We start from the raw sequence: 21,897 nt of genomic DNA, 5'->3' as shown, positions 1-21,897 counted from the left end.
GGGGCGAGGGAAGGCCTCGTGACCCAGCAAACGCCTCCACCAGATCGAACATATAACCCGGACGTCTAAACTCCCTCGCCCCTACGGGGAGAGGGAAGGGGCCCGCGGCGCTTGCCGTGGGAAGGGAGAGGGGCGTTGGGATGCGCCGTCCCGAGCCCCACGCCCGTCACCCTTCCGTCGCCTACGGCTCCTCCCTCCCCCTCCCCCGAAGGGGCGAGGGAAAAGACGCTCACCCCGCAAACGCCTTAACCAAGTCGAAGAGGTAATCCCGGCCGTCATACAGCGAAGCGACCCGGATGCGTTCGTTGAGGCCATGAATACCCCCCATGTCCTTGTCGATGAACACGCCCGGAGCCCCATAAACCGGGATCCCGATCGCCTCGAAGAAGATCCCGTCGGTCGCCCCCGTCGACATCAGCGGCAGGATCGGCAGGCCGGGGAAGTGCTTGGTCGCAACCTTGGTCACCGGCCCCATGATCTTGGGATCGAGCATCGGCGGGATCGCGGTCGGCCGCACCGGCTGGTTCGCGGTCACCGTCACCTTCGCCCCCGCCAGTTCCTTCAGCTTGGCGAGCGTGGCATCCACCGTCTCCCCGGAAAGATCCGGCAGTTGATGTTCGCAGTCGCGCGCTGCGGCAGCGCGTTCTCTGCATGCCCCGCGCTCAGCAACGTCGCCACGCAGGTCGTCCGGAGCGTCGAGTGCATCGCCTTGTCGCGGCTGACGATCGCATCCGCCGCCTTGTCCTCCGGATTGGCGAGCAACCGCGTGATCGCCTCCCCCATCTCGCCCGGCATCGCTTTCGCGCTCGCCGCAAAGAACGCCTTGGTCGTGTCGGTGAACTTCACCGGAAACTCGTAGCCCTGTACCGCCTTCACCGCATCGGCGAGCTCGTAGATCGCGTTCTCCGGGATCGGCTGCGAGCTGTGCCCGCCTGGATTGGTGGCTAGGAACGTGTAGTTCTGCGCAGCCTTCTCGCCGACCTGGATCGCCAGCAACTGGCGCTTGCCATTGTCGTCCAGCCGCCCGCCGCCGCCCTCGTTCAGCGCGAACTCCGCCGCGATCAGGTCGGGCTTGGACTTCGCCAGATACTGCGCGCCGTTCCACGCGAACGTCGTCTCCTCGCCGCAGGTGAGCGCGAGCTTGATCGTCCGCTTCGGCTTGTACCCGCTCGTCTTGAAGCGGATCATCGCGTCGGACCAGATCGCCGCCTGTGCCTTGTCGTCGACGGTGCCGCGCGCGTAATAATAGCCGCCTTCCTCGATCAGCTTGAACGGATCGCGCACCCAATCCTCGCGCTTGGCCTCGACCACGTCGAGATGCGCGAGCAGCAGCATCGGCTTGATCGAAGCGTCCGATCCCTTCAGCACCGCGACCAGCCCGCCATCCTTGGGATGCTCGGGCACTGAGAAATAGGTGATGTCGGCGTCCGCATAGCCCGCGGTCTTCAGACGCGCGCCGATCTGTGCCGCGGCCTGCGTGCAACTGCCAGAGGATATGGTCGTGTTGGTCTCGACCAGCTCCTTGTAGAGCCCGAGAAACGCCTTCTGGTCGGGCCGCGACTGCGCCTGTGCGGAGAGCGCCGTTGTCACGGGTGTCGTGAGGATTGCCGCCGTGAGTAGCCAGCCAGTCGCGCGCATCGTCGTCCCCTTTTTCGTTTCAGGCGGGAGAGTTGCAGCGAACGCACCAGGACGCAACCTCAGCGGCGCAGCTCGCCACGACGGCGCGTCTCACGTGGCAAGGTGAGCCGTACCTCACGGTTGGCGAAATCGATGTCGACGCGGCGGAACAGTTGCAGCACGTCCATCCCGAGCAGCATCGCCGGCCGCTCGGCAAGGCCGAACAGGCGGAACGGCGGTGCATCGACTGCGGTGAACGCCACGGGCAGGTCGCCGAGCGTCAGGCTGCCGATCGTGACGCGGTCGATCGTCGTATAGTCGGCGACCACGGTCTCGCCGGTGACGCCGGTCAGCGACACGGGCTGCGCTGACCCCGCGCTGCCCAGTCCCTTGCGCGTCACCTTCCGGCGGAGCGCGGCATTGGCCATGCTGATCGATGTACCGGTGTCGAGGATCACGCGGATGCGGATGCCGTTGCAATAGGCGTCGGTGACGACGAGCTGCCCGAACAGGCTGCGCGCCCGGATGACGATCTCGTCTGGGCTCGTGCGCTCGCGGCTCTGCCGTTTGCGCGAGGGCGTGACGGTCATCGTGTTGGTGTCGAAGTCGATTCCCACCGCGTGGGCCTGCAACGCATCGATTCCGAGCAGCCCGCGCGCGCCGAGATTGATCGCGCTGATCGCCGGCGCCTCGATCGCCGCACTGCCGATCACGCTGACCTTCAGCGAGGGGATGACGACGGTGCCGATCGCGCTCGATCCGGTCATGCCGGTCACGCGGACGATGCGGCCTGGCGCCAGGCCTAGCGTTGCGGCGAGTTCGCGCGCGATGACGGTCCGCTGGGCGCCAGTATCGACGACGAACGCGAACGGTCCTGCGCCGGCGATCGTGACCGGCACCGTCATCCGGGCCTGATCGTCACCGAACAGCAGCGTGGCGGGGTCGGGTTCTATTGCCGATGCTGCGCTGGGCGGAGGTGCAGCATTGGAGCGTGGAGAGGCTGCGTCCTGAGCGCTAGCTTGGGCGGCGATAACTAGCAGTAGAGGGGCTAGCCACCTGCGCATGCTGCAAATGCTGCGCCTGATATTGCGGGCAAGCAACCGTTCGTTTGGGGAGGGTCGAAGCTATTCTGAAATCCTCCCCCCCGCGAGGGGGAGGTGGCGCCGTAGGCGACGGAGGGGGAGGAATACGCAACAACCGTTTCCCTTACCTCCCCCTCCGTCTGGCAAGTGCCAGCCACCTCCCCCTGGCGGGGGAGGATCAAAAATAGCTCAATCCGGCCGCATCGCGTCCGCGATCATCGCTTCCGCCTCGATCAGCAGCGCATCGTCCGAACTGTTCGTCGAGATCTTCTCGCGCCCGATCAGCGTTAGCACCGGCACCGCGAGCGGCGTCACGCGCTCCAGATCGACATGCACCATCGTCGCCGCGGCACGGTCGAGCAAAGACGCGAGCCGCCCGACATCGGTCATCCGCGCGCGCGCATCCGCCCACGCCGCCTCCAGCAGCAGATGCGTCGGCTCGTACTTGCGCAGGACGTCGTAGATCAGGTCGGTCGAGAACGTCACCTGCTTGCCGGTCTTGCGCTTGCCCGGATGCTGGCGCTCGACCAGCCCGCCGATCACCGCGACCTCGCGAAACGCACGCTTGAGCAGATGCGATTGCTGCACCCATTCGACGAACTCGTGCTCGAGAATATCCGCCGAGAACAGCGCCGCTGGATCGGTGATCTTCTCCAGCCCGTACACCGCCAGCGCATAATCATTGGCGACGAAGCCGAGCGGTTTGAGCCCCTGCGTCTCCATCCGCCGCGTGATCAGCATGCCAAGCGACTGGTGCGCGTTCCAGCCTTCGAAGCTGTACGCGACCATGTAATGCCGCCCCTCGCGCGGGAACGTCTCGACCAGCAGCTGGCCGGGCTCGGGCATCACCGATCGATACGCCTGCATCTCCAGCCATTCGCGCACGTCGTCGGGGAAGCGCGCCCAGTCGCCCGGATGCGCGAGGAACCCGCGGACGCGGTCGGCGAGGTTGGTCGACAACGGCATCCGGCTGCCGCCATAGGTCGGGATCCGCGCCGGCTTCGACGTCGCGCGCACCACCAGATCCTCAAGGTCGATCTTCATCACCTCCAGGCTCAATCCGGCGAAGAAGAACGTATCGCCGTGGCTCAACTGCGCCGCGAACGCCTCCTCGACCCGTCCCAGCACGCGGCCATTGCCGAACCGCACGTTGAGCATCGTCGCCTCGACGATAATCCCCGCGTTCAGCCTATGCTGGCCGATGAATTTGGGATGGCTGACGCGCCACGTCCCGTCCGCGTCCTTGGTCAGCCGCTTGAACCGGTCATACGCTTTCAGCGAATAGCCGCCGTCGCTGATGAAGTGCAGCACGCGTTCGAACGTTTCGGTCGGCAGCGCGGAATAGGGCAGCGCAGAGCGGATCTCGTCGAGCAGATCGGCCTCGCGAAACGGCGCCGCGCACGCACACGCCATCACATGCTGCGCGAGCACGTCGAGCGCGCCGACGCGGAAGATGTCCGCATCGAGTTCGCCCGCCTCGACCGCATCGAGCGCCGCGCGCGCCTCCAGATATTCGAAGCGATTGCCCGGCACGACTATCGCCTGCGACGATTCGTCGAGTCGGTGGTTGGCGCGGCCGATCCGCTGCAGCAGCCGCGACGACCCCTTCGGCGCGCCCATCTGGATCACGCAATCGACATTGCCCCAGTCGACGCCCAGATCGAGGCTCGACGTCGCGACCAGCGCGCGCAATTTCCCCTCGGCCATCGCGTTCTCGACTTTTCGCCGCGCCTCCTTGGCGAGGCTGCCGTGGTGGACGCCGATCGGGAGGTTGCCCGAGTTCACCTTCCAAAGATCCTGGAAGATGAGCTCAGCCAAGCTGCGCGTGTTGCAGAACACGATCGAGGTCTCGTGCGCCTCGATCTCCGCCATCACCTGCGCGGCGGCATAGCGGCCCGAATGTCCCGACCATGGCACGCGGCCCTCGGGCAGCAGGATCGCGATGTTGGGATCGGCGCCCGCCTCGCCGCGGATCATCGCGACCTGGTCGATGTCGCCGTCGGGCGCGAGCCACGCGCGGTAGCCGTCCGCATCCGCGACCGTCGCCGACAGCGCAACGCGGCGCATCCCCGGCGAGATCGTCTGCAACCGCGCCATGCACAGCGACAACAGGTCGCCGCGCTTGCCGGTCGCGAACGCGTGCACCTCGTCGACGACGATCGTGCGGAGGTTCTCGAACATCGTGATGCTGTCGGGATAGCTCAGCAAGAGCGACAGGGACTCTGGGGTCGTCAGCAGGATCTGCGGTGGCTTGACCCGTTGCCGCGCCTTGCGGTCCGACGGCGTATCGCCGGTCCGCGTTTCGACGCGAATATCGACGCCCATCTCGTCGATCGGCGTCAGCAGGTTGCGCTGCACGTCGACCGCAAGCGCCTTCAGCGGCGAGACGTACAGCGTGTGGAGCCCGTTGGTCGGCGCCTCGATCAGCTCGGCGAGCGTCGGCAGGAACCCCGCGAGCGTCTTCCCCGCCCCGGTTGCCGCCACCAGCAGTGCGTGATGCCCAGCACGGCCTTCCGCCAGCATCTCCAGCTGATGCCGCCGCGGCCGCCACCCGCGCGACGCGAACCAGTTTTCGAGGGGAGGGGGAGGTCGCTCACGGCCTGTTCACGCATCATCGTCATATGGGGGCGTTGCGCCGCACCGCTATGGACGCGGCGCAAACGGCCGGCACACTGCCAAGCCTCTCTATATGAAAGACGATCGGTGACGCTTCTTCGCTTTTTTGCTGCCACTGCCACTGCTCGCTTTTCTCCCCTTCGCCAACGCCAGCGCCGCGACCAAGTCCTTCCTCGGGGCGGGCGGCATGCTCCGGCTATCCTACCCGTCGGCGCTGACCCCGACGCGTAACTTCGCCGGCCGCGCCCTGATGAACGCCGGTTGGCGCCAGATCTGGGACGGCAGCCCGGTCGGTCGCGGCGTCGGCATCGTCCGCTTCTGGCAGGTCGCCAAGCCGAGCGACGGCCAAGGCCAGGTCACGGAAATGGTGCAGGTCGGTTTCAGCCGCAGCGCCGCGGTCGTCGCGACCTGCGGCACCGCGGGGCTGAAGTCGGGAAGCGGTCGGCGCCTGCCCAACCGGATGCTCGGCGGTCACCGCTGGACGGTATATGCCAATGGCGACGCGGGCATGAGCCAACAGGTCAACGCGACGAACCTGCGCACCGTCGTCGACGGCACCTGCTACGCGATCGACCGCGTCACCTACGCGGTCAAGGCGGCGGCAGCGCCGGCACGCAACGCACCGAGCCAGGCGGTAGCCGCGGCCCAGATGGATGCGATCGTCGCGACGATAAAGATAGGCCGCCGCCGCTAATTCGACGCTCCAAGCCGAAAACGGCGGTCGCGTCCCGTGAGATGCGGCGTCGAGACTCGAAGCTATCCTCTAGCGGTCGAGCCGATCGCCGATCTTCGCGCGATTGCTGCTCCAATGCAGGTACATCGCCTGGCCGATGATCGCTGTCGTCGGCACCATCCCGACGCCCTGTTGCTCAAGCGGCACGCGACTGTCGGCGGATCGATCGCGATTGTCGCCGAGCACGAAGACATGGCCCGGCGGGACGGTGACCTCGCTCGCGTCGTCGAACAGCGACGCATCCGTGTCCAATATGCGATGGCTGGATCGCTCGCCCGGCAGGCGTTCCGTCAGAATCGTCGCAGGATGCCGGCCTTCGATATCGTCGACCATCACCCTGCCTTCGGTGTGCTGCGCGACCGGGACCCCATTCACGATCGGCAAGCCAGCGCCCATCGCGATCCTGTCGCCCGCGATCGCCGCGATCCGACTGACGCGGACGCTGTCGGCCGCCTGGAAGACGATCACGTCGCCGCGTCTTGGCGGCCCACGCCGGCGCATGTCGACGACGAACTTGTCACCGCTGCCGATCGTCGGCGCCATGCTGTCGGACGGTGCGTAGAACGGCTTGTAGAAATGGTGCATCATCGGCGGCACGCGTTCCCAAAGGCCCAGCACGACCACGGCGATCAGCGCCAGCGCATACCAGCGCGACCACCAACGCGTGGGACCGCGAAGCCTGCTCTTGCGCCATGTGAGCATGATCGGCACGACGTAAACGGCACCGAACAACGCGATGACCAGCACCAGCGCCGCTACCGCGACACCGTAACCTGTGATGGGAAGGTGCCCCAACCCGAACGTGACGAGTGCGGCGAGTGCGAACTGCGCCATGAAAGTCAGCGCCGCCCCACGCCGATCTCCGACGCGGATCAGCCCAAGTCCGGGCAGGATCAGGTTGAGCGCGGCGACGCCTACCCGTGCTGGCACGCTTCGCCGGTCGACCGGGTCTTCTATCGTATCGTTCATGCGACATCCCCCCCGGTGAGCGCCCGCATCGTACTGGACACGGTGCGTTCGGCAATGCTGGCACCGCACGCCCGGTTCACGCGTAGTACTGGCATGGCAAAACTCGGCGACTGGCTCGAACCGCATCCGCACGGCATTCTCGTCAAGCCGATCGACGCCTGGATCGACCCCTCGATCCCGACAGCCAAGGCACTCGTCACGCACGGCCATGCCGATCACGCGCGCGGTGGCCACGAAGCCGTCTGGGCCACGCCGGAAACGCTCGCGATCATGGACGCGCGCTATGGTCCGCAGGCCGGCCACCCGGTGGCGTATGGCGAGACGATCCGGATGGGGGAGGTCGACATCGGCTTCGTCCCTGCCGGCCACGTGCTCGGCTCTGCGCAGATCGTACTCGACTATCGCGGCGAGCGGATCGTCGTCTCGGGCGATTACAAGCGCCGCGCGGACCCGACCTGCACCCCGTTCGAGCCCGTCAAATGCGATGTCTTCATCACCGAAGCGACGTTCGGCCTGCCGGTCTTCCGCCATCCCGATACCGGCGACGAGATCGACAAGCTGATCGCAGCGCTGCACGCCAACCCCGATCGCTGCGTCGTCGTCGGCGCCTATGCGCTCGGCAAGGCGCAGCGCGTGATCGCCGAACTGCGCGAACGCGGACATGAGGCACCGATCTACATCCATGGCGCGCTGCAACGGCTGTGCGACCTGTATGCGGAGCACGGCGTCAGGCTCGGCGAACTCCTCCCCGTCGCCGATGCGAAGAAGGCGGACATGGCGGGGCATGTCGTGATGTGCCCGCCCGGCGCGCTCAACGATCGCTGGTCGCGGCGGCTGCCCGATCCGATCACCGCGATGGCGAGCGGATGGATGCGTGTCCGGGGCCGTGCACGCCAGAAGAACGTCGAACTCCCGCTGATCCTCAGCGATCACGCCGACTGGGACGAACTGATCGCCACACTGACCGAGATCGCGCCCCGCGAGGTATGGGTCACGCACGGCCGCGAGGACGCGCTGGTCCACTGGTGCATGACCCGCCAGATCAAGGCACGCGCGCTCGCGCTGGTGGGGTTCGAGGACGAGGACGACTGAGCCCTTGCGCTTTGCGGAGGCTGCGGCAGGATAGGGTATCGTTTCTGTCACAAGGACCTCCCGTGGCCCGTTCGACCAAGTTCGCCGCCCTGTTGCTGCTCGCGCTTTCCACCACTGCCATCGCGCAGGACGCGCCGAAGAAGGACAAGTCGGAAACCAACGCCGACCGGATGAAGGCCGAGGCGGAGGCGGACTACGCCAACGCTCCCATCGCCGAGCAGGAGGTCAAGTCGAAGGGGCGCGTCACCGTCGGCGGCAAGTCGCTCGGCTATACCGCGACCGTTGGCACGCTGACGCTGCGCGATACCGAGGGCAAGCCGACCGCGAGTCTGTTCTACACCGGCTACACGCTCGACGGCGTGAAGCCCGGCACCAAGCGCCCGGTGACGTTCTTCTACAATGGTGGGCCGGGCTCGCCCAGCTTCTGGCTGCACATGGGCTCGTTCGCGCCGGTTCGGCTGCGCACGGCCAACCCCGAATACATCAAGCCCGCGCCCTATGATTTCGGTCCCAATCCCGACACGCTGCTCGACAAGACCGATATGGTGTTCATCGACGCGGTCGGCACCGGCTATTCGCGGCCGCTCGGCGATACCAAGCCGTCCGCGTTCTACGGCGTCGACGAGGATGCCGACGCGTTCGCCAAGGGCATCCTGCGCTACGCCACGAAATACGGTCGCTGGAACAGCCCGAAATTCCTGTTCGGCGAAAGCTACGGCACCACGCGCTCGGGTGCGCTCGCATACCAGTTGCAGGATCGCGGGATGGCGCTCAACGGCGTCGTGCTGCTGTCGTCGATCATGAATTATGGATACAGGCAGCCTGGGCTCGACGAGATCTACCTCAACTATCTGCCGAGCTATGCGGCGAGCGCCTGGTACCATAACCGCCTCCAGAACCGCCCTGCCGACGTCGCCACCACGGTCGCCGAAGCGCGTGCATTCGCGACCGGGCCGTACGCGGCGGCGCTGTCGAAGGGGCAGACGATCTCGGATGCGGAGCGCGATGCGGTCGCCACCCGGATGAGCCAGTTGATCGGCATCTCGCCCGACTTTATCAAACGCGCCAACCTCCGCATCGATCTCGCCCGCTTCCAGAAGGAGCTGTTGCGTGATCAACGTCTCACGCTCGGCCGGTTCGATTCGCGCTACACCGGCGTCGACAGCGACGCGGCGGGCGAGCGGCCGGAGACGGACGCGTCGGACACCGCGATCGCCGGCGCGTTCATCGCTACGTTCAACGATTACGTGACGCACACGCTCGGCTACAAGACCGAGATGCCGTACCGCCTCAGCGCGCGTGACGCGCCCGGCTGGACGTGGAACTGGAAGCACGACGCGCCGGGTCGCGGCGGCCAGTCGCAGAACAACCCGAACACCGCGGTCGATCTCGCCGCGGCGATGCGCGAGAATCCGTATCTTAACGTGCTGTCGATGAACGGCTATTACGACATGGCGACGCCATTCTTCGGGACGGAGAACGACCTCGGGCACATGATGCTCGACCCGTCACGACAGCGGAATCTGGCGTTTCGCTATTATCCCGCGGGGCACATGACATATCTCAACCCCGAGGCGCTGCACCAGATGAAGGCGGACCTGGCGCGCTGGTATGATCAGGCGATCGGCGAGGCGCGGAGCGCAACGCCACCGGGTGGCGCGAGCGTGTCGGGGGCGGGGGACTCGGGGCAGGTTCCGAACTGAGCCATTCCTGAGTACGCCACCCCGGCGAAGGCCGGGGCCCAGTTGGGAAACGTAGCTAAGGGATGTTGCGCGTCGTTACTTAGGACCCTCCAACTGGGCCCCGGCCTCCGCCGGGGTGGTGCTCTCTTTCGAAACATAACTCTCCCACCCACGCGCAACGCCTACCGAACCCCCTCCAGCGCTTTTGCACGCCGCCGCTGTACCGAACTTCCGATCCCGAGCGCCTCGCGGTACTTGGCGACGGTCCTGCGCGCGATGTCGAAGCCCTTCGCGTTGAGCAAATCGACTAGCGTGTCATCCGACAAGATCTTCGCACCCTCGGTATCGATCAGCGCCCGAATCGCCAACTTCACCGCTTGTGCCGACACCGCCTCGCCGCCGTCCGCCGACTGGATCGCGCTCGTGAAAAAGTATTTCAGCTCGTACAGCCCGCGTGCGCACGACACGTATTTGTTGCTCGTCACGCGGCTGACGGTCGATTCGTGCATCTCGATAGCGTCGGCCACCTGGCGCAGCGTTAGCGGCCGCAGATGCGCGACGCCCTTCAGGAAGAACGCCTCCTGTTGCTTCACGATCTCGGTGGCGACCTTGATGATCGTCCGCTGGCGCTGGTCGAGCGCCTTCACCAGCCAGTTCGCGCTCGCGAGGCAGTCGCTCAGCCAAGCCTTCGACGCCTTGTCCTGCTGCCCGCCCGACAATTCGGTGTAATAGCTGCGATTGACCAGCACGCGCGGCAGCGTGGTGGCGTTGATCTCGATCGCCCAGCCCGCCTTGGTCCGCGCCACGAACAGGTCCGGCGTCACCGACTGCGCCGGCTCGCCCCCATAGCGGCACCCCGGCTTCGGATCATAACCGCGCAATTCGCGGATCATGTCGGCCATGTCCTCGTCGTCGACATCGCACATCCGCTTCAACCGCGTCAGTTCGCCGCGCGCAAGCAGGTCGAGGTTGTCGATCAACCGCGCCATGCACGGATCGTAACGATCCGCCTCTTTCGCCTGCAATGCGAGGCATTCAGATAGATCGCGCGCGCCTACGCCGGTCGGGTCGAACGTCTGGATCGTCGCCAGCACGGCTTCGGCACGGACCAAGGGCACGCCGAGCCGGTTGGCGATGTCGAGCAGCGACACGGTCAGGTATCCCGCCTCGTCGATCTGGTCGATCAGGTGCGCAGCGATGAAGGCGTCCTCGCGAGGGATCGCGGGCCCGGCTTGGGCGAGCAGGTGGTCTGCAAGGCTGAGGCTGGTATCGGCGAACGCGTCGAGATCGGGACCGTCCTCGCCGCCTGCGCCACCCGCGCTCGCGCCGGTCATCGACAGCGCGCCGTCCATCCCGCTGCCGCCGTCGGCGACGCTGTCCTGCTGGTGGCTTTCGGTGGCGTAGTCGACGTCGAGCGTCGGTTCGTCGCCGCTACCCGTACCGGAGACCAGTTCGTCGGCGGCGACGCGTTCGTCGCGGACTTCGGCGACGGGCTCGCGGTCGGGTGCGTCGTTATCCTCGGGGGCGCTCGCTTCGAGCAACGGGTTGCGCTCGACCTCCTCGGCGATGAACCCCTCGATCTCCAGGTTGGACAGCGCCAGCAGCTTGATCGCCTGCTGAAGCTGCGGGGTCATCACCAGCGACTGCGACTGGCGGATGTCCAGGCGAGGGGGCGAGGCTCACGACACCTCTTCCATTCGTGCTGAGCGAAGTCGAAGCACGGGCTCGCGCCGCAGCCCTTTGACTTCGCTCAGGGCGAACGGAGAAAGGGGCGTATCCATCGGCTTAAAGCGAGAAGCCTTCGCCCAGGTACAGGCGGCGGACGTTGGCGTCGGCGACCAGTTCTTCCGGCGAGCCGGAGAACAGCACCCGACCGTCATAGATGATGTACGCGCGATCAACGATTTCCAGCGTCTCGCGGACGTTGTGGTCGGTGATCAGCACGCCGATATCGCGACGCTTGAGGTCCTTCACCAGGTCGCGGATGTCGGCGATCGAGATCGGATCGATCCCCGCGAACGGCTCGTCGAGCAGCATGATCGACGGATCCGCTGCCAGCGCGCGGGCGATTTCCGCCCGTCGCCGCTCGCCACCCGACAGCGCCATCGCCGGTGCAGCACGGAGCCGAGTCAAACCGAACTCCTCCAGCAGCGTGTCGAGTTTCCGCTGGCGCGCCGCCTTGTCCGGCTCGGACAACTCCAGCACCGTCAGGATGTTCTTCTCGATCGTCAGTCCACGAAAGATCGACGTCTCCTGCGGCAGATAGCCGAGGCCGAGGATCGCGCGTCGGTACATCGGCAGCTTCGTAATGTCCTCGCCGTCGAGCATGATGCGGCCCGAATCCGGCTTCACCAGGCCCATTACCGAATAAAAGCACGTCGTCTTGCCCGCGCCGTTGGGCCCGAGCAGCCCCACCACTTCGCCGCGCCCGACCGACACCGAGACGTCGGTCAACACGACGCGCTTGTCGTAGGACTTCGCGATCGAGACGACTTGAAGCCCGTTGTTCACCGGAGGCTCGGAGATCGGCGCGACGTCCTCGATCGGGGGCAGCGTGGTGGCGTCCATGGGATCAGGCCCTCGCAATAATCAGTCGCCGAACACTCGGCATGAATGGTGCCGCCGAACGCTCGGCAGACGGTTGGCAGGAAACATGCAGGCGCGCGCCGTTTGAGGGAAGCCCTCGCGACATGCTCACACGCTCAGTTGCGCTTGGGGACCGAGAACGTACCGGTCACGCGGCCGCCGGTCTGCGTGACGGTGCCGCCACTCGCTGCCGATCCGCCAGCGCTGCCGCCTGCGACCGACGACCCGTCGATCACCGACCGCCCGGTGTCGAGGTTCATCGTCAGGCGCCCGCCGTTCACGGTGTTACCCGCCTGCGTCAGCGTCACCGCACCGAGCATCGTGATGACGCGCCGGTTGAGATCGTAGATCGCGTACTGGCTTCTGGCCGTCTGGTCGGGACGCTTGACGATCACGCCGCCCGACGCGTCGAGCCGCGACACCTGCGGGTTCCCGCCGATCACCTGGCCGGTATACGCCACCGTCATCCGTGCCGAGTTCAGCGTCATCTCGGCCTGCTTGACCGCGACGTTGCCCGACAGGATGGCGCGGTTCGCCTTGTCCTGAAGCTCGATATGATCCGCGCCGAAATCGATCGGGGCGTTGGAGTTGTGCGGTTGCTGCGCGACCGCGGTCGTGGAGAGCAAGACGGCGGACAGGCCGGCGAAGATGTGAGTGGCGCGCATGGCGGCTATTTCGGCCCTCTGGGGGATGATCCGCAAGCGCGCATTGCCATCGAGCGTCACGGTCCGCTCTTCCAGGTTCGCGCGCAGCTTGTTCGCGCTGAACGTCCCCTGCTGGACGGTGCCGGTCGCAGCCCCGCCGCTTTCGAGCGTACGCGCCTTCATGTCGATCGTCGCGTTGGTGGTCTTCAGGTCGTACCCACCCGCTGCGGTGGCGTTCAGCGGGCCGAACAGCTGCACCTTCTCGGTGTCCATGTCGTAGCGGCCGGTGTTCGCCTTGATATTGGCGGGGCCGTCGGTCAGCTGGATCTGTGCGGCGAGTTGGTTGAGCTGGACGATAGGCTCGGCCGAGCTCTTCTGGATCGCCGAGGCCGCGTCGAGCGTGAACGCCTGGCCCTTGGTATCCTCGCCGCGATAGCGCGCCGCCTGCGTCTTCATCCGCTCCTGCGCGACGTCGACCTTGTTCTTGTCGAGCAGGAACGACACGTCGCCGCCCGCGGTCAGCGGCGCCATCACCAGGAACGCCGCCAGCACGCCGATCGCGGTAGGCAGGCCGACGCGGGCGATCGCCACGAACCGATCGTGGCTGCCGCCAGGCGCGGCCCAATCCTGGCGCGCACTACGGACGCGACGAGCGACGGGTGAGGGGGGCGGAACGTCCATCACGCGTGTGCGAAAATGTCGATTTCGGGCCAGCCGGCGATATCGAGCGCGGCGCGGGTCGGCAGGAAGTCGAAGCAGGCCTGCGCGAGCTCCATCCGGCCTTCGCGAATCAGTCGCTTGTCGAGCTCGGTCCGCAACCGGTGGAGGAAGCGGACGTCCGACGCCGCATAATCCTTCTGCGCCTCCGACAGTTCGGGGCTGCCCCAGTCCGACGACTGCTGCTGCTTCGAGATATCCTGGCCGAGCAGCTCGCGCACGATTTCCTTGAGACCGTGGCGATCGGTATAGGTCCGCACGAGCCGCGACGCGATCTTGGTGCAATAGACGGGTGCCGCGACGACGCCGAGATAATATTGGACCGCGGCGATATCGAATCGGCCGAAATGGTAGAGCTTCACACGCGCCGGGTCGGCCAGCAGGGCCTTGAGGTTGGGTGCGTCATAACCGGCACCCGCGGCGAAGCGGACCAGATGCTCGTCGGGGCCGCCATCGGAGAGTTGGACGAGACACAGCCGATCGCGGGGTGTGATCAGCCCCATCGTCTCGGTATCGACGGCGATCGCGGCGCCGGCCGCGAACAGGTCGGCGGGGATATCGCCTTCGTGGAGATGAACTGTCATGCGTCGGCCGTAGCGGCCCGCGACGGAACGCTCAATGGCTCTCTCTATGTCATCGGTCCGAATCAGGCGACAAGAAGGCTGTCACTTGGACGATGCGACGAGCCGTGGCTCACAAGCGACACTTGCGCCAGTATCGATCCAAATCGCGGCCTCCCGGATCAGAATCTATTCGCGACGGCTTGTATTTTACGCTAAGGGTCCCCTCAAGGCGCAAAAGGTTTCGCGCTGGAAAACCCGCGTTCGTCGTCCGGCACAAGGGTTTTGAGAAATTTGCGGGCGAACCGGGAAGACGAACAGAGCTTATGGGTTTCGATAAAGGTGGCCGCGGGAACCGTGGCGGGCGTGGCCGCGACAAGCGCGACAGCTTCGGCGGCGGCGACAACGAGTTCGGCGGCGGCAGCAGCTTTGGCGGTGGCGGCGATCGGTTCGGCGGCGGCGGTGGTAGCAGCTATGGCGGCGGCGGTGGCTCGAGCTACGGCGGCGGCGGTGGCAGCAGCTACGGCGGCGGCAGCAGCTTCGGTGGCGGCAACAGCGGCGGCGGCGGCGGTGGTTACCGTGGCGGCGGCGGTGGCGGCGGCTTCTCGGGCGGTGGCGGCGGCGGCGGTGGTCGCGGCATGCCTCCCCAGGTTGTCGGCGAAGGCACCGGCGTCGTAAAGTTCTTCAACGCGCAGAAGGGCTTTGGCTTCGTCGTTCGCGATGACGGCGGCGAGGACGTGTTCGTCCACATCAGCGCAGTCGAGCAGGCCGGTATGGTCGCTCTCGCCGAGGGTCAGCCGCTCGGCTTCACGCTCGTCGACCGCGGTGGTCGTATCTCGGCAACCGACCTGAAGATCGACGGCGAGCCGATGGCCGTCACCGATCGCGGCCCGCCGCGTGACCGTGATGCCGGCCCGGGTGCACCCCGTGGTGGCGATCGCGACCGTGACGGTGGTGCAGGTGGCGCACAGCGTCAGCTCACCGGCGAGAAGGCGACCGGTACGGTCAAGTTCTTCAACGCGATGAAGGGCTTCGGCTTCATCCAGCGCGACGACGGACAGCCTGACGCATTCGTCCACATCTCGGCCGTGGAACGCGCCGGCATGGCGACGCTGAACGAGGGCGACAAGCTCGAGTTCGAGCTCGAAGTCGATCGTCGCGGCAAGTACGCAGCAGTGAACCTGAGCGCAGGCGGCTGATAGCTGTCTGACTCAGAACGCTGATCGTACCGTGTTCGGTAGGATAATGATTGCGGCCGGTTTCGCTTTGGCGGGACCGGCCGTTCTCGTTTCATCGTCTTCGCTGTCGTCCGCGGCGCAGGCCGGGCAGGGTGCTGTCGCGGCTCCGCGCGAGCCGACCCGCGTGCCGGTGTTCTCGGCAACGATCGTCGCGCGTTATCCGCACGATCGCACTGCGTTCACCGAGGGCCTGCTCTGGCACGACGGTGCGCTGTACGAGAGCACCGGGCAGGAGCGGCAATCCGACGTCCGCCGCGTCTCGCTCAAGGACGGCAAGATCCTTGCGAAAGCACGAATCGACCCTGCGCAGTTCGGCGAGGGCCTCGCGCTGTGGAAGGACCAGCTCGTCAGCCTCACCTGGCACGACGGCATCGCGCACCGCTGGGACATCCGCACGCTGAAACCCAAGGGCCAGAACCGCTACACCGGCGAAGGCTGGGGCCTGACCAGCGACGGCGTCTCGCTGCTCCAGTCCGATGGCAGCCCCGACATCATCGTCCGCGATCCGCTCACTCTGGCCGAACGCAAACGCGTGGCGGTAACGATCGACGGGCGCCCCTTACGCGACATCAACGAACTCGAATATGTCCACGGCGCGCTGCTCGCCAACGTCTGGCACACCGGCTTCCTCGTCCGCATCGATCCCGCGTCCGGCAAGGTGACCGCGGTCATCGACCTCCGCCCGCTGGTCGCCGAAATCGCCGCGACCGACCCGGAGGCCGTGCTCAACGGCATCGCCTGGGATGCGAAAGCCGACCGATTGTTCGTGACCGGCAAATACTGGCCGACGCTCTTCGAAATAAAGATTGCCGCCACGCCGCAATAATTGCGCGGTTCGGGTCCCTGCCAACGCACCCTTACTTGTTCTCCCGCGAAGGCGGGAGCCCAGACTGGACTCCCGCCTTCGCGGGAGAACATGGAGGGTCGTCGGCCGTCTCGTGAACGCAGTCTTCAACCGCTGCAATCAGAGTTCCGTCATCCTGACGAAAGTCAGGATCCAGAGCCACTAGAGCTATCCTGTTTTACCCGGAATCCTGACTTTCGTCAGGACGACGAAAGGAGTAATCAGGCGCGCCTCTCTGGAGAGGATCGCTTCGTAGATGGTCAGTTGCTCTAGAACCCCCGGCCAGCCCGCGGCGCCACCGCACGGATCGCAGCCAGCACATGCCCCAGCAATCCCTCCGCATCGTGATGGATATTATGCCCCCCGGCATTCCCACCTTTCGCGCGTTTGCAGTCGTCAGCAGCGGACACAAGCTGTCCGTTTCCTCTACCCCATAAATGCACGTAACGGGCGCCCAGGTCAGCCGGTTGCCGGTCGTCGCTCCCATGCTGTCGGGCGTCGTATGGTCATAAAGCAGCCCCGACGGATCGGCGCGGTAGAAGACGGTATCACCCGGCAGGATCAGCACAATTGCCGCGACGCGCGCGCGTAGATCGGTCGGCAGGTTCGCCAAACCCGTCTGGACGATATCTGCGCCATAGGACTGCCCCATCACCACGACCCGCTTCGCACCCGTGCGCGCCAACGCCGTCCGTACGCCGTCTGCAATGATCGCATCCAGTTCCTGTCGTGTCCGATGATGCGCGAACAGCGCCGGCGTAGTGATCCCGACGACCGGAATGCCGTGCTCGGTCAACCCCCCGCGAGGTCGACGCACCGAGCAGGAATCGCAGCCCCATGTCGCCCGAGAAATTGACCACCGCGATTGGTGGTGCCTCCGAGGAGTGGACGCCGGTGGCAGGATACACATGCACCGGATCGCGGTCGAAATAGCCCGCCAAGTAGACGAACAACACCACGATCGCGGAGAGGATGCCGGTCACGCACGCCCCGCGCGGCCAACGCCGTGCGGATGCCATGCGCGGCTGTTTCGAATTTTTCACCGGACCGTCCTTACGCGTACCAAGATAAGGCGCGATAGCCCGCATCGCCACCTGCTTTGATGAACCGCCGATTACGTAATCATCCGCTTGAGCGTCTCGATCCGGTCCGCCTCCGCTGCGGGCTTATCGGTCCGGATCCGGGCGATCCGTGGAAAGCGCATCGCCACGCCCGATTTATGGCGTTTCGAGTCGTGTAGCGAATCGAACGCGATCTCCAGCACCAGCGTCTTCTCGACTTCCCGCACGGGTCCGAACCGGTTCTGCGTATGGTTGCGCACAAAGCTGTCGAGCATTTTGAGCTCTTCGTCGGTAATCCCGGAATATGCCTTGCCCACAGGAAGCAGCTCGCCCTCCTCGGTCCAGCATCCAAAGGTGTAGTCCGAATAGTAAGACGAGCGCCGCCCCGAACCGCGTTGCGCGTACATCATCACGCAGTCTGCGGTCAGCGGATCGCGCTTCCACTTGTACCAGAGCCCGGCGCGCCGTCCGCCGACATACGGCGAGTCGCGGCGCTTGAGCATCACGCCCTCGATCGCGGCATCGCGCGAAGTCGCGCGGATCGCTTCGAGCGCGGTGAAGTCGTCCGCCTCGATCACCGCGCTCAGATCGAACCGCTCGGGATCCAGCCGCGGCACGAACGCCTCCAGCCGCGCGCGCCGCTCGGTCCAGGGCAGTGCGCGCAGATCCTCCTCGCCGTCGATCAGCAGATCGTAGAGCCGGACGAATGCAGGATAATCGGCCAGCATCTTTGCCGACACCGTTTTGCGCCCAAGCCTTTGCTGCAACGCGTTGAAGCTTGCCGCCCCGCCGCCATCCTCCAGCGTCCCGCCCTGGTGCTCGCCCTTCACTAGCAATTCGCCATCGACCGTTCCCGGCGTCCGGAACGCAGCGGCGATCTCGGGGAAGCTGCCCGTCACGTCGTCGCCGGTCCGGCTGTAAAGCCGTGTCTCTCCCGCGACATGGACGATCTGCACGCGGATGCCGTCCCATTTCCACTCGGCAGCATAGTCGGCGAGATCGACGCGGAGATCTTCGAGCCCGTGCGCGAGCATGAACGGCCGGAACACGGGGACGTCCGCGGGCGTAGGCTGTGCGCCGGTGCCCTCGGCCCACGCGAACAGGCTCGGATAGGGCGCGTCGAGCCCGTGCCAGACCTCCTCGACCGCATCGACATCGAGCCCGAATGCATCGGCGAGCGCCGTCTTCGCCAACCGCGCCGACACGCCGATCCGCAACGCGCCCGTCGCCATCTTGAGCAACGCGAACCGCTCCTCGGCATCGGATCGGTCGAGCATGTCCGCCAGCGCACCCGGCGCATCGGCCCGCGACAGCGCTGCCAGCCGCTCGACGACGTCGGTGATCGACAAGGGGGTCAGGTCGACCGGAACCGTCGGCTCGGGCCAGAGCAGCGCGACCGTCTCCGCGGTATCGCCGACATAATCGCGGCTCATCCGGAACAGCACCGGATCGACGCGCTCCTCGATCAACCCGCGGATCACAGCGGACTTCACGCCCTTGAGATCGAGATCGCCGGTCAGCGCCGCCATCGCCCAGCCACGATCCGGATCGGGCGTCGCGCGCAGGTAATCCGCAATCAGCTTCAGCTTGGCGTTACGCGACCGAGTGTAGGTGAGCGAGTCGAGCAGGGCGGCGAATGCGTGCATCGTCGGTAAACGCACCTGCTGCCCGAAGGGATGCAGAAGCGAAACGACCGCCGCCGGATGGCTCCGACAACGGTCAATCCGGAGTTTTGAAAGTTGCCGGACAGTTGAGGGTGGAGTGGCCTAACAATCCTCCCCCGCCAGGGGGAGGTGGCTGGTCCTTGCCAGACGGAGGGGGAGGTAAGGGAAACCTCTGCTCTGTGTCCTCCCCCTCCGTCGCTTCGCGCCACCTCCCCCTCGCGGGGGAGGATCGTTAGGTCCGCGTGGCTCAACCCTTTCGGCTCGCCTCGAACAGGAACCACGCGCGCTCCTCGGCATGGTCGGTCCATTCGTCGACGATGCCACTCGTCGCGTTGTCCTTCGCCGCGTCGGCAGCGTCCTTGACGATGCGGAACTGCTCGACGAGCTTGAGATTATCTTCGCGCAGTTCGGCGAGCATCTCGGTCGGGCCGACGAACGCCATGTCGTTGTCGGCGATCGTCTGATGCCGCGAAATATCCCCGATCGAGCGCAGCGTCGTGTTGCCGGTCTTACGCACGCGCTCGGCGATCGCGTCGGTCACGCCGATGATCTGCGCGGACTGGTCGTCGAGCAGCAAATGATAGTCGCGGAAATGCGGCCCCGACATGTGCCAGTGGAAATTCTTGGTCTTGAGGTACAGCGCATAGCAATCGGCGAGCGCGGCGTTCAGCGCGTCGGCGACCGACTTGGTGCTGTTGCTCGGCAGGCCGGTCGGCGTGTCGAGGGCAGGGTTGATCTCGGCCATGTTTAGCTCCCGTTGGAAAGTCGTCGCGTGAACGATCCGAACGCACACTTGCTCCCGGCCGTCAGACCAAGCGTAGTGCGCCGAGCGCCAGGACGATACCGAAGATGAGGAACACGGTGCCGATGGCGATGCGGAGCGGCTTGAGCGGCAGTTTCAGCCACGCTGCCTCGCCCATCAGCGCGGCGGGGACGATCACCACTAGCGAGCCGATCGTCGCGCCGATCGCCGCGAGGGCCGGGACGGGCGTCCGCGCGGCAAGCGTCAGGACGATGAACTGAACGCCGTCGCCGAAAGCCAGGATGAACAGGCCGAGCGCGGTAGTGGCGATCGCGCCGATCTTCCAGCGATCCAGCCGCTCGGGTGCCTTGGCCGGAAAGAACGATCCACCACCCTGCAACAGCAACGCGAGCGCGAGCATCAGTTGTTGCGCATTGGGGGCAAGCTTCGGCCCGATCACCGCGCCGAGCGCCGCCGCCAAGCCGCTCGCCGCGAACAACGCCAGCGCCGCCATCGCGATCACAAGACCCGGCTTTCGGTATCGGTCCGACAGGATCGCCGCGAGCCACGCCGTTCGATCGCCGACCTGTGCGAGCGCTGCCGCGACCAGCGCTGCCATCAACGCGTCCATGAATTATCCCGCAAGGCGCACCGAACACGCCGCGGCGAACGCGTGGCACGCCTGGACGTCCTGCCGCTCGCACCCGACCGCATCGCGCAGGATCGACAGCCAGCCATGCACCAGCGCGCCATGCTCGCCGCGCGACAGGGGCCGAATCGACGAAGTGCGCGACGGTCACCGCCGGGTTGAGGCCGTTGGTATGCGCGATCACGCGGATCGCATCGATCTCGGTGGCGATGTCGCAGGGGCGGGAATAGGGCGCTCGGACATCGATCGCCGCGATTCGCGCCGCGAGATCGGCCTTCACCGCGATCATGTCGTCGATTCTGAACCAGCGCCTGCCCCACGATCCCGCTCCTGTCTTTATCTGATGATATGATGCGCTTGCGGTAGTGAATAGCCGGTTAAATGAACGGTCTCGCCGTCCAGCGACGGGGTAAAGCTTGACTTCGCTCCCTGCGTCCGCCATGCGCCGCCCCTGATGGAGCGGCGGCGTCAGTTCGCCGCTTTCGCATTTTCAAGCCATAGGAATTGGGCTCATGGCCAAGCCGACCACCGTAAAGATCAAGCTGCTCAGCACCGCTGACACCGGCTTCTTCTACGTCACCAAGAAGAATCCCCGTACCAAGACGGAGAAGCTCTCCTTCTCGAAGTACGATCCCGTCGTGCGCAAGCATGTCGAGTTCAAGGAAGCCAAGATCAAGTAATCCGGCCGGCGGTGCGAACCGCCGTCCGATTGCGAAGATCCGAAAAGCCGCGGGGTAGCCCCTCGCGGCTTTTGGCGTTTGTGATTCCCTTCCGTTCGTCCCCCCTTCCGTTTGCCCCCTCTCCCGTTCGTCCTGAGTAGCCATCGAGTAGTCGCCGTAGGCGGCGTATCGAGATGGCGTATCGAAGGACAGGTTGGCGCGCGGAACCCATGCTTCGATACGAGCCCTCGATACGCTTCTGACGAAGCTACTCGGTCTCTACTCAGCACGAACGGGGGTGGGGGGTTCGGGTCGGCAGCGAATTTCAGGTGGAAGCAACGGGCAGGCGGAGCAGATGGATATCCGCCCTCTCCCGTTTCAGATCAGCGCCCCCACCGCGTCCATGAACCGCGCCAAGCTGATCGGCTTGGACACATACGAGTCCGCCCCCAGCCGCGCGGATCCGCTCCTCGTCCTCGCGCCCTGCATACGCCGTCACCGCCATCACCGGGATCGCGCGCAGGTCTTCGTCCGCCTTCAGTTCGAGGATGATCTCGTAGCCGGTGACGTGCGGCATCTGAATGTCCATGATGATCAGGTCGGGCACAAATCCGCGAGCGCGCGCAACGGCTTCTCGGCCGTCGCGCACGGGTTCGACGGCGAACTGATGCGCGCGCAGCAGGTCGCAGAATAGTTTGAGGTTGAGTTCGTTGTCCTCGACAACGAGCACCTTCTTTGTCAC

At 65.8% G+C, this 21,897-nt stretch carries 16 protein-coding genes and 4 pseudogenes; 6 read left to right on the top strand and 14 right to left on the bottom strand.

The features are described from left to right. Positions 1-229 precede the first annotated feature (229 nt). The 3 genes and pseudogenes from NHF48_RS12950 to NHF48_RS12940 all read right to left on the bottom strand — a co-directional run. Positions 230-1,638 (bottom strand): annotated as a pseudogene (locus NHF48_RS12950) (M20/M25/M40 family metallo-hydrolase). A gap of 59 nt (positions 1,639-1,697) precedes the next feature. Continuing rightward, positions 1,698-2,681, bottom strand: a complete 984-nt coding sequence (locus NHF48_RS12945; protein ID WP_253071348.1) for a retroviral-like aspartic protease family protein — start codon at positions 2,679-2,681, stop codon at positions 1,698-1,700. A gap of 207 nt (positions 2,682-2,888) precedes the next feature. Beyond that, positions 2,889-5,285, bottom strand: a pseudogene (locus NHF48_RS12940) (ligase-associated DNA damage response DEXH box helicase); the annotation flags it as partial. Positions 5,286-5,421: 136 nt separating this feature from the next. Between NHF48_RS12940 and NHF48_RS12935 the strand changes: the two are divergent. After that, a complete protein-coding gene (locus tag NHF48_RS12935; RefSeq protein ID WP_253071346.1) occupies positions 5,422-6,009 on the top strand; it encodes a hypothetical protein in 588 nt (195 codons plus the stop codon). A gap of 69 nt (positions 6,010-6,078) precedes the next feature. Here NHF48_RS12935 and lepB read toward each other — a convergent pair whose 3' ends face one another. Then, entirely contained in the window at positions 6,079-7,017 is a 939-nt protein-coding gene (gene lepB / locus NHF48_RS12930; RefSeq protein WP_253071345.1) for a signal peptidase I, read from the bottom strand. 93 nt (positions 7,018-7,110) lie between these two features. Between lepB and NHF48_RS12925 the strand changes: the two genes are divergently transcribed. Continuing rightward, the gene (locus NHF48_RS12925; protein ID WP_253072420.1) at positions 7,111-8,109 is read left to right on the top strand and encodes a ligase-associated DNA damage response exonuclease; all 999 of its coding nucleotides are present in this window, start codon (positions 7,111-7,113) and stop codon (positions 8,107-8,109) included. A 62-nt stretch (positions 8,110-8,171) separates the two neighbouring features. Continuing rightward, entirely contained in the window at positions 8,172-9,812 is a 1,641-nt protein-coding gene (locus tag NHF48_RS12920; RefSeq protein WP_253071344.1) for a S10 family peptidase, read from the top strand. A gap of 161 nt (positions 9,813-9,973) precedes the next feature. On the opposite strand, the gene rpoN is transcribed toward NHF48_RS12920, so the two are convergent. The 5 genes and pseudogenes from rpoN to NHF48_RS12895 all read right to left on the bottom strand — a co-directional run bounded on the left by rpoN (position 9,974) and on the right by NHF48_RS12895 (position 14,322). Beyond that, on the bottom strand, positions 9,974-11,455 hold the full coding sequence (rpoN, locus tag NHF48_RS12915; RefSeq protein ID WP_263817036.1) for an RNA polymerase factor sigma-54: 1,482 nt from the start codon (positions 11,453-11,455) through the stop codon (positions 9,974-9,976). A 121-nt stretch (positions 11,456-11,576) separates the two neighbouring features. Then, the gene (lptB, locus tag NHF48_RS12910; RefSeq protein ID WP_056063598.1) at positions 11,577-12,359 is read right to left on the bottom strand and encodes an LPS export ABC transporter ATP-binding protein; all 783 of its coding nucleotides are present in this window, start codon (positions 12,357-12,359) and stop codon (positions 11,577-11,579) included. Positions 12,360-12,493: 134 nt separating this feature from the next. Continuing rightward, positions 12,494-13,042: an LptA/OstA family protein gene (locus NHF48_RS12905; RefSeq protein ID WP_253072419.1), complete on the bottom strand. Its 549-nt coding sequence runs from the start codon at positions 13,040-13,042 to the stop codon at positions 12,494-12,496. A 45-nt stretch (positions 13,043-13,087) separates the two neighbouring features. Next, a pseudogene (gene lptC / locus NHF48_RS25115) lies at positions 13,088-13,477 on the bottom strand (LPS export ABC transporter periplasmic protein LptC); the annotation flags it as partial. Between the two features lie 224 nt (positions 13,478-13,701). After that, positions 13,702-14,322 (bottom strand): ribonuclease D, encoded by a 621-nt coding sequence (locus NHF48_RS12895; protein WP_056063589.1) that lies wholly within the window; start codon positions 14,320-14,322, stop codon positions 13,702-13,704. A gap of 302 nt (positions 14,323-14,624) precedes the next feature. On the opposite strand from NHF48_RS12895, the gene NHF48_RS24325 reads away from it, so the two are divergent. Together NHF48_RS24325 and NHF48_RS12880 are read left to right on the top strand one after the other, a co-directional pair. Further along, positions 14,625-15,497, top strand: a complete 873-nt coding sequence (locus NHF48_RS24325; RefSeq protein WP_274705141.1) for a cold-shock protein — start codon at positions 14,625-14,627, stop codon at positions 15,495-15,497. A 67-nt stretch (positions 15,498-15,564) separates the two neighbouring features. Then, a complete protein-coding gene (locus NHF48_RS12880; RefSeq protein WP_263816858.1) occupies positions 15,565-16,362 on the top strand; it encodes a glutaminyl-peptide cyclotransferase in 798 nt (265 codons plus the stop codon). A gap of 196 nt (positions 16,363-16,558) precedes the next feature. On the opposite strand, the gene NHF48_RS12875 is transcribed toward NHF48_RS12880, so the two are convergent. The 4 genes from NHF48_RS12875 to NHF48_RS12860 all read right to left on the bottom strand — a co-directional run bounded on the left by NHF48_RS12875 (position 16,559) and on the right by NHF48_RS12860 (position 20,478). After that, the gene (locus NHF48_RS12875; RefSeq protein ID WP_253071341.1) at positions 16,559-17,290 is read right to left on the bottom strand and encodes a virulence factor; all 732 of its coding nucleotides are present in this window, start codon (positions 17,288-17,290) and stop codon (positions 16,559-16,561) included. A 204-nt stretch (positions 17,291-17,494) separates the two neighbouring features. Then, entirely contained in the window at positions 17,495-19,087 is a 1,593-nt protein-coding gene (locus NHF48_RS12870) for a cisplatin damage response ATP-dependent DNA ligase (RefSeq protein WP_253072418.1), read from the bottom strand. Between the two features lie 265 nt (positions 19,088-19,352). Next, positions 19,353-19,850 carry a Dps family protein gene (locus NHF48_RS12865; RefSeq protein ID WP_253071340.1) on the bottom strand — a complete coding sequence of 166 codons (498 nt, stop codon included), beginning with the start codon at positions 19,848-19,850 and terminating at the stop codon, positions 19,353-19,355. Between the two features lie 61 nt (positions 19,851-19,911). After that, positions 19,912-20,478 (bottom strand): TMEM165/GDT1 family protein, encoded by a 567-nt coding sequence (locus NHF48_RS12860; RefSeq protein ID WP_056063575.1) that lies wholly within the window; start codon positions 20,476-20,478, stop codon positions 19,912-19,914. A 530-nt stretch (positions 20,479-21,008) separates the two neighbouring features. Here NHF48_RS12860 and rpmG point away from each other — a divergent pair. Next, complete coding sequence (gene rpmG, locus NHF48_RS12855; RefSeq protein ID WP_055881863.1) at positions 21,009-21,176, top strand: 50S ribosomal protein L33; 168 nt, start codon at positions 21,009-21,011, stop codon at positions 21,174-21,176. Between the two features lie 357 nt (positions 21,177-21,533). Here rpmG and NHF48_RS12850 read toward each other — a convergent pair. After that, positions 21,534-21,897: pseudogene (locus NHF48_RS12850) on the bottom strand (response regulator).

The sequence above is a fragment of the Sphingomonas sp. H160509 genome (genome assembly GCF_024124765.2).
Lineage (GTDB): Bacteria > Pseudomonadota > Alphaproteobacteria > Sphingomonadales > Sphingomonadaceae > Sphingomonas.
Note: the sequence above shows the minus strand (reverse complement) of the source record. Positions and strands in the feature narration are given on the sequence as shown.

What these genes read in the sequence shown, in the direction of transcription:
- NHF48_RS12945 (WP_253071348.1), bottom strand. Translation starts at nt 2,681, where the DNA reads ATGCGCAGGTGGCTAGCCCCTCTACTGCTAGTTATCGCCGCCCAAGCT.
- lepB (WP_253071345.1), bottom strand. Translation starts at nt 7,017, where the DNA reads ATGAACGATACGATAGAAGACCCGGTCGACCGGCGAAGCGTGCCAGCA.
- NHF48_RS12925 (WP_253072420.1), top strand. Translation starts at nt 7,111, where the DNA reads ATGGCAAAACTCGGCGACTGGCTCGAACCGCATCCGCACGGCATTCTC.
- lptB (WP_056063598.1), bottom strand. Translation starts at nt 12,359, where the DNA reads ATGGACGCCACCACGCTGCCCCCGATCGAGGACGTCGCGCCGATCTCC.
- NHF48_RS12905 (WP_253072419.1), bottom strand. Translation starts at nt 13,042, where the DNA reads ATGCGCGCCACTCACATCTTCGCCGGCCTGTCCGCCGTCTTGCTCTCC.
- NHF48_RS12895 (WP_056063589.1), bottom strand. Translation starts at nt 14,322, where the DNA reads ATGACAGTTCATCTCCACGAAGGCGATATCCCCGCCGACCTGTTCGCG.
- NHF48_RS24325 (WP_274705141.1), top strand. Translation starts at nt 14,625, where the DNA reads ATGGGTTTCGATAAAGGTGGCCGCGGGAACCGTGGCGGGCGTGGCCGC.
- NHF48_RS12875 (WP_253071341.1), bottom strand. Translation starts at nt 17,290, where the DNA reads ATGTGTATCCTGCCACCGGCGTCCACTCCTCGGAGGCACCACCAATCG.
- NHF48_RS12870 (WP_253072418.1), bottom strand. Translation starts at nt 19,087, where the DNA reads ATGCACGCATTCGCCGCCCTGCTCGACTCGCTCACCTACACTCGGTCG.
- NHF48_RS12865 (WP_253071340.1), bottom strand. Translation starts at nt 19,850, where the DNA reads ATGGCCGAGATCAACCCTGCCCTCGACACGCCGACCGGCCTGCCGAGC.
- NHF48_RS12860 (WP_056063575.1), bottom strand. Translation starts at nt 20,478, where the DNA reads ATGGACGCGTTGATGGCAGCGCTGGTCGCGGCAGCGCTCGCACAGGTC.
- rpmG (WP_055881863.1), top strand. Translation starts at nt 21,009, where the DNA reads ATGGCCAAGCCGACCACCGTAAAGATCAAGCTGCTCAGCACCGCTGAC.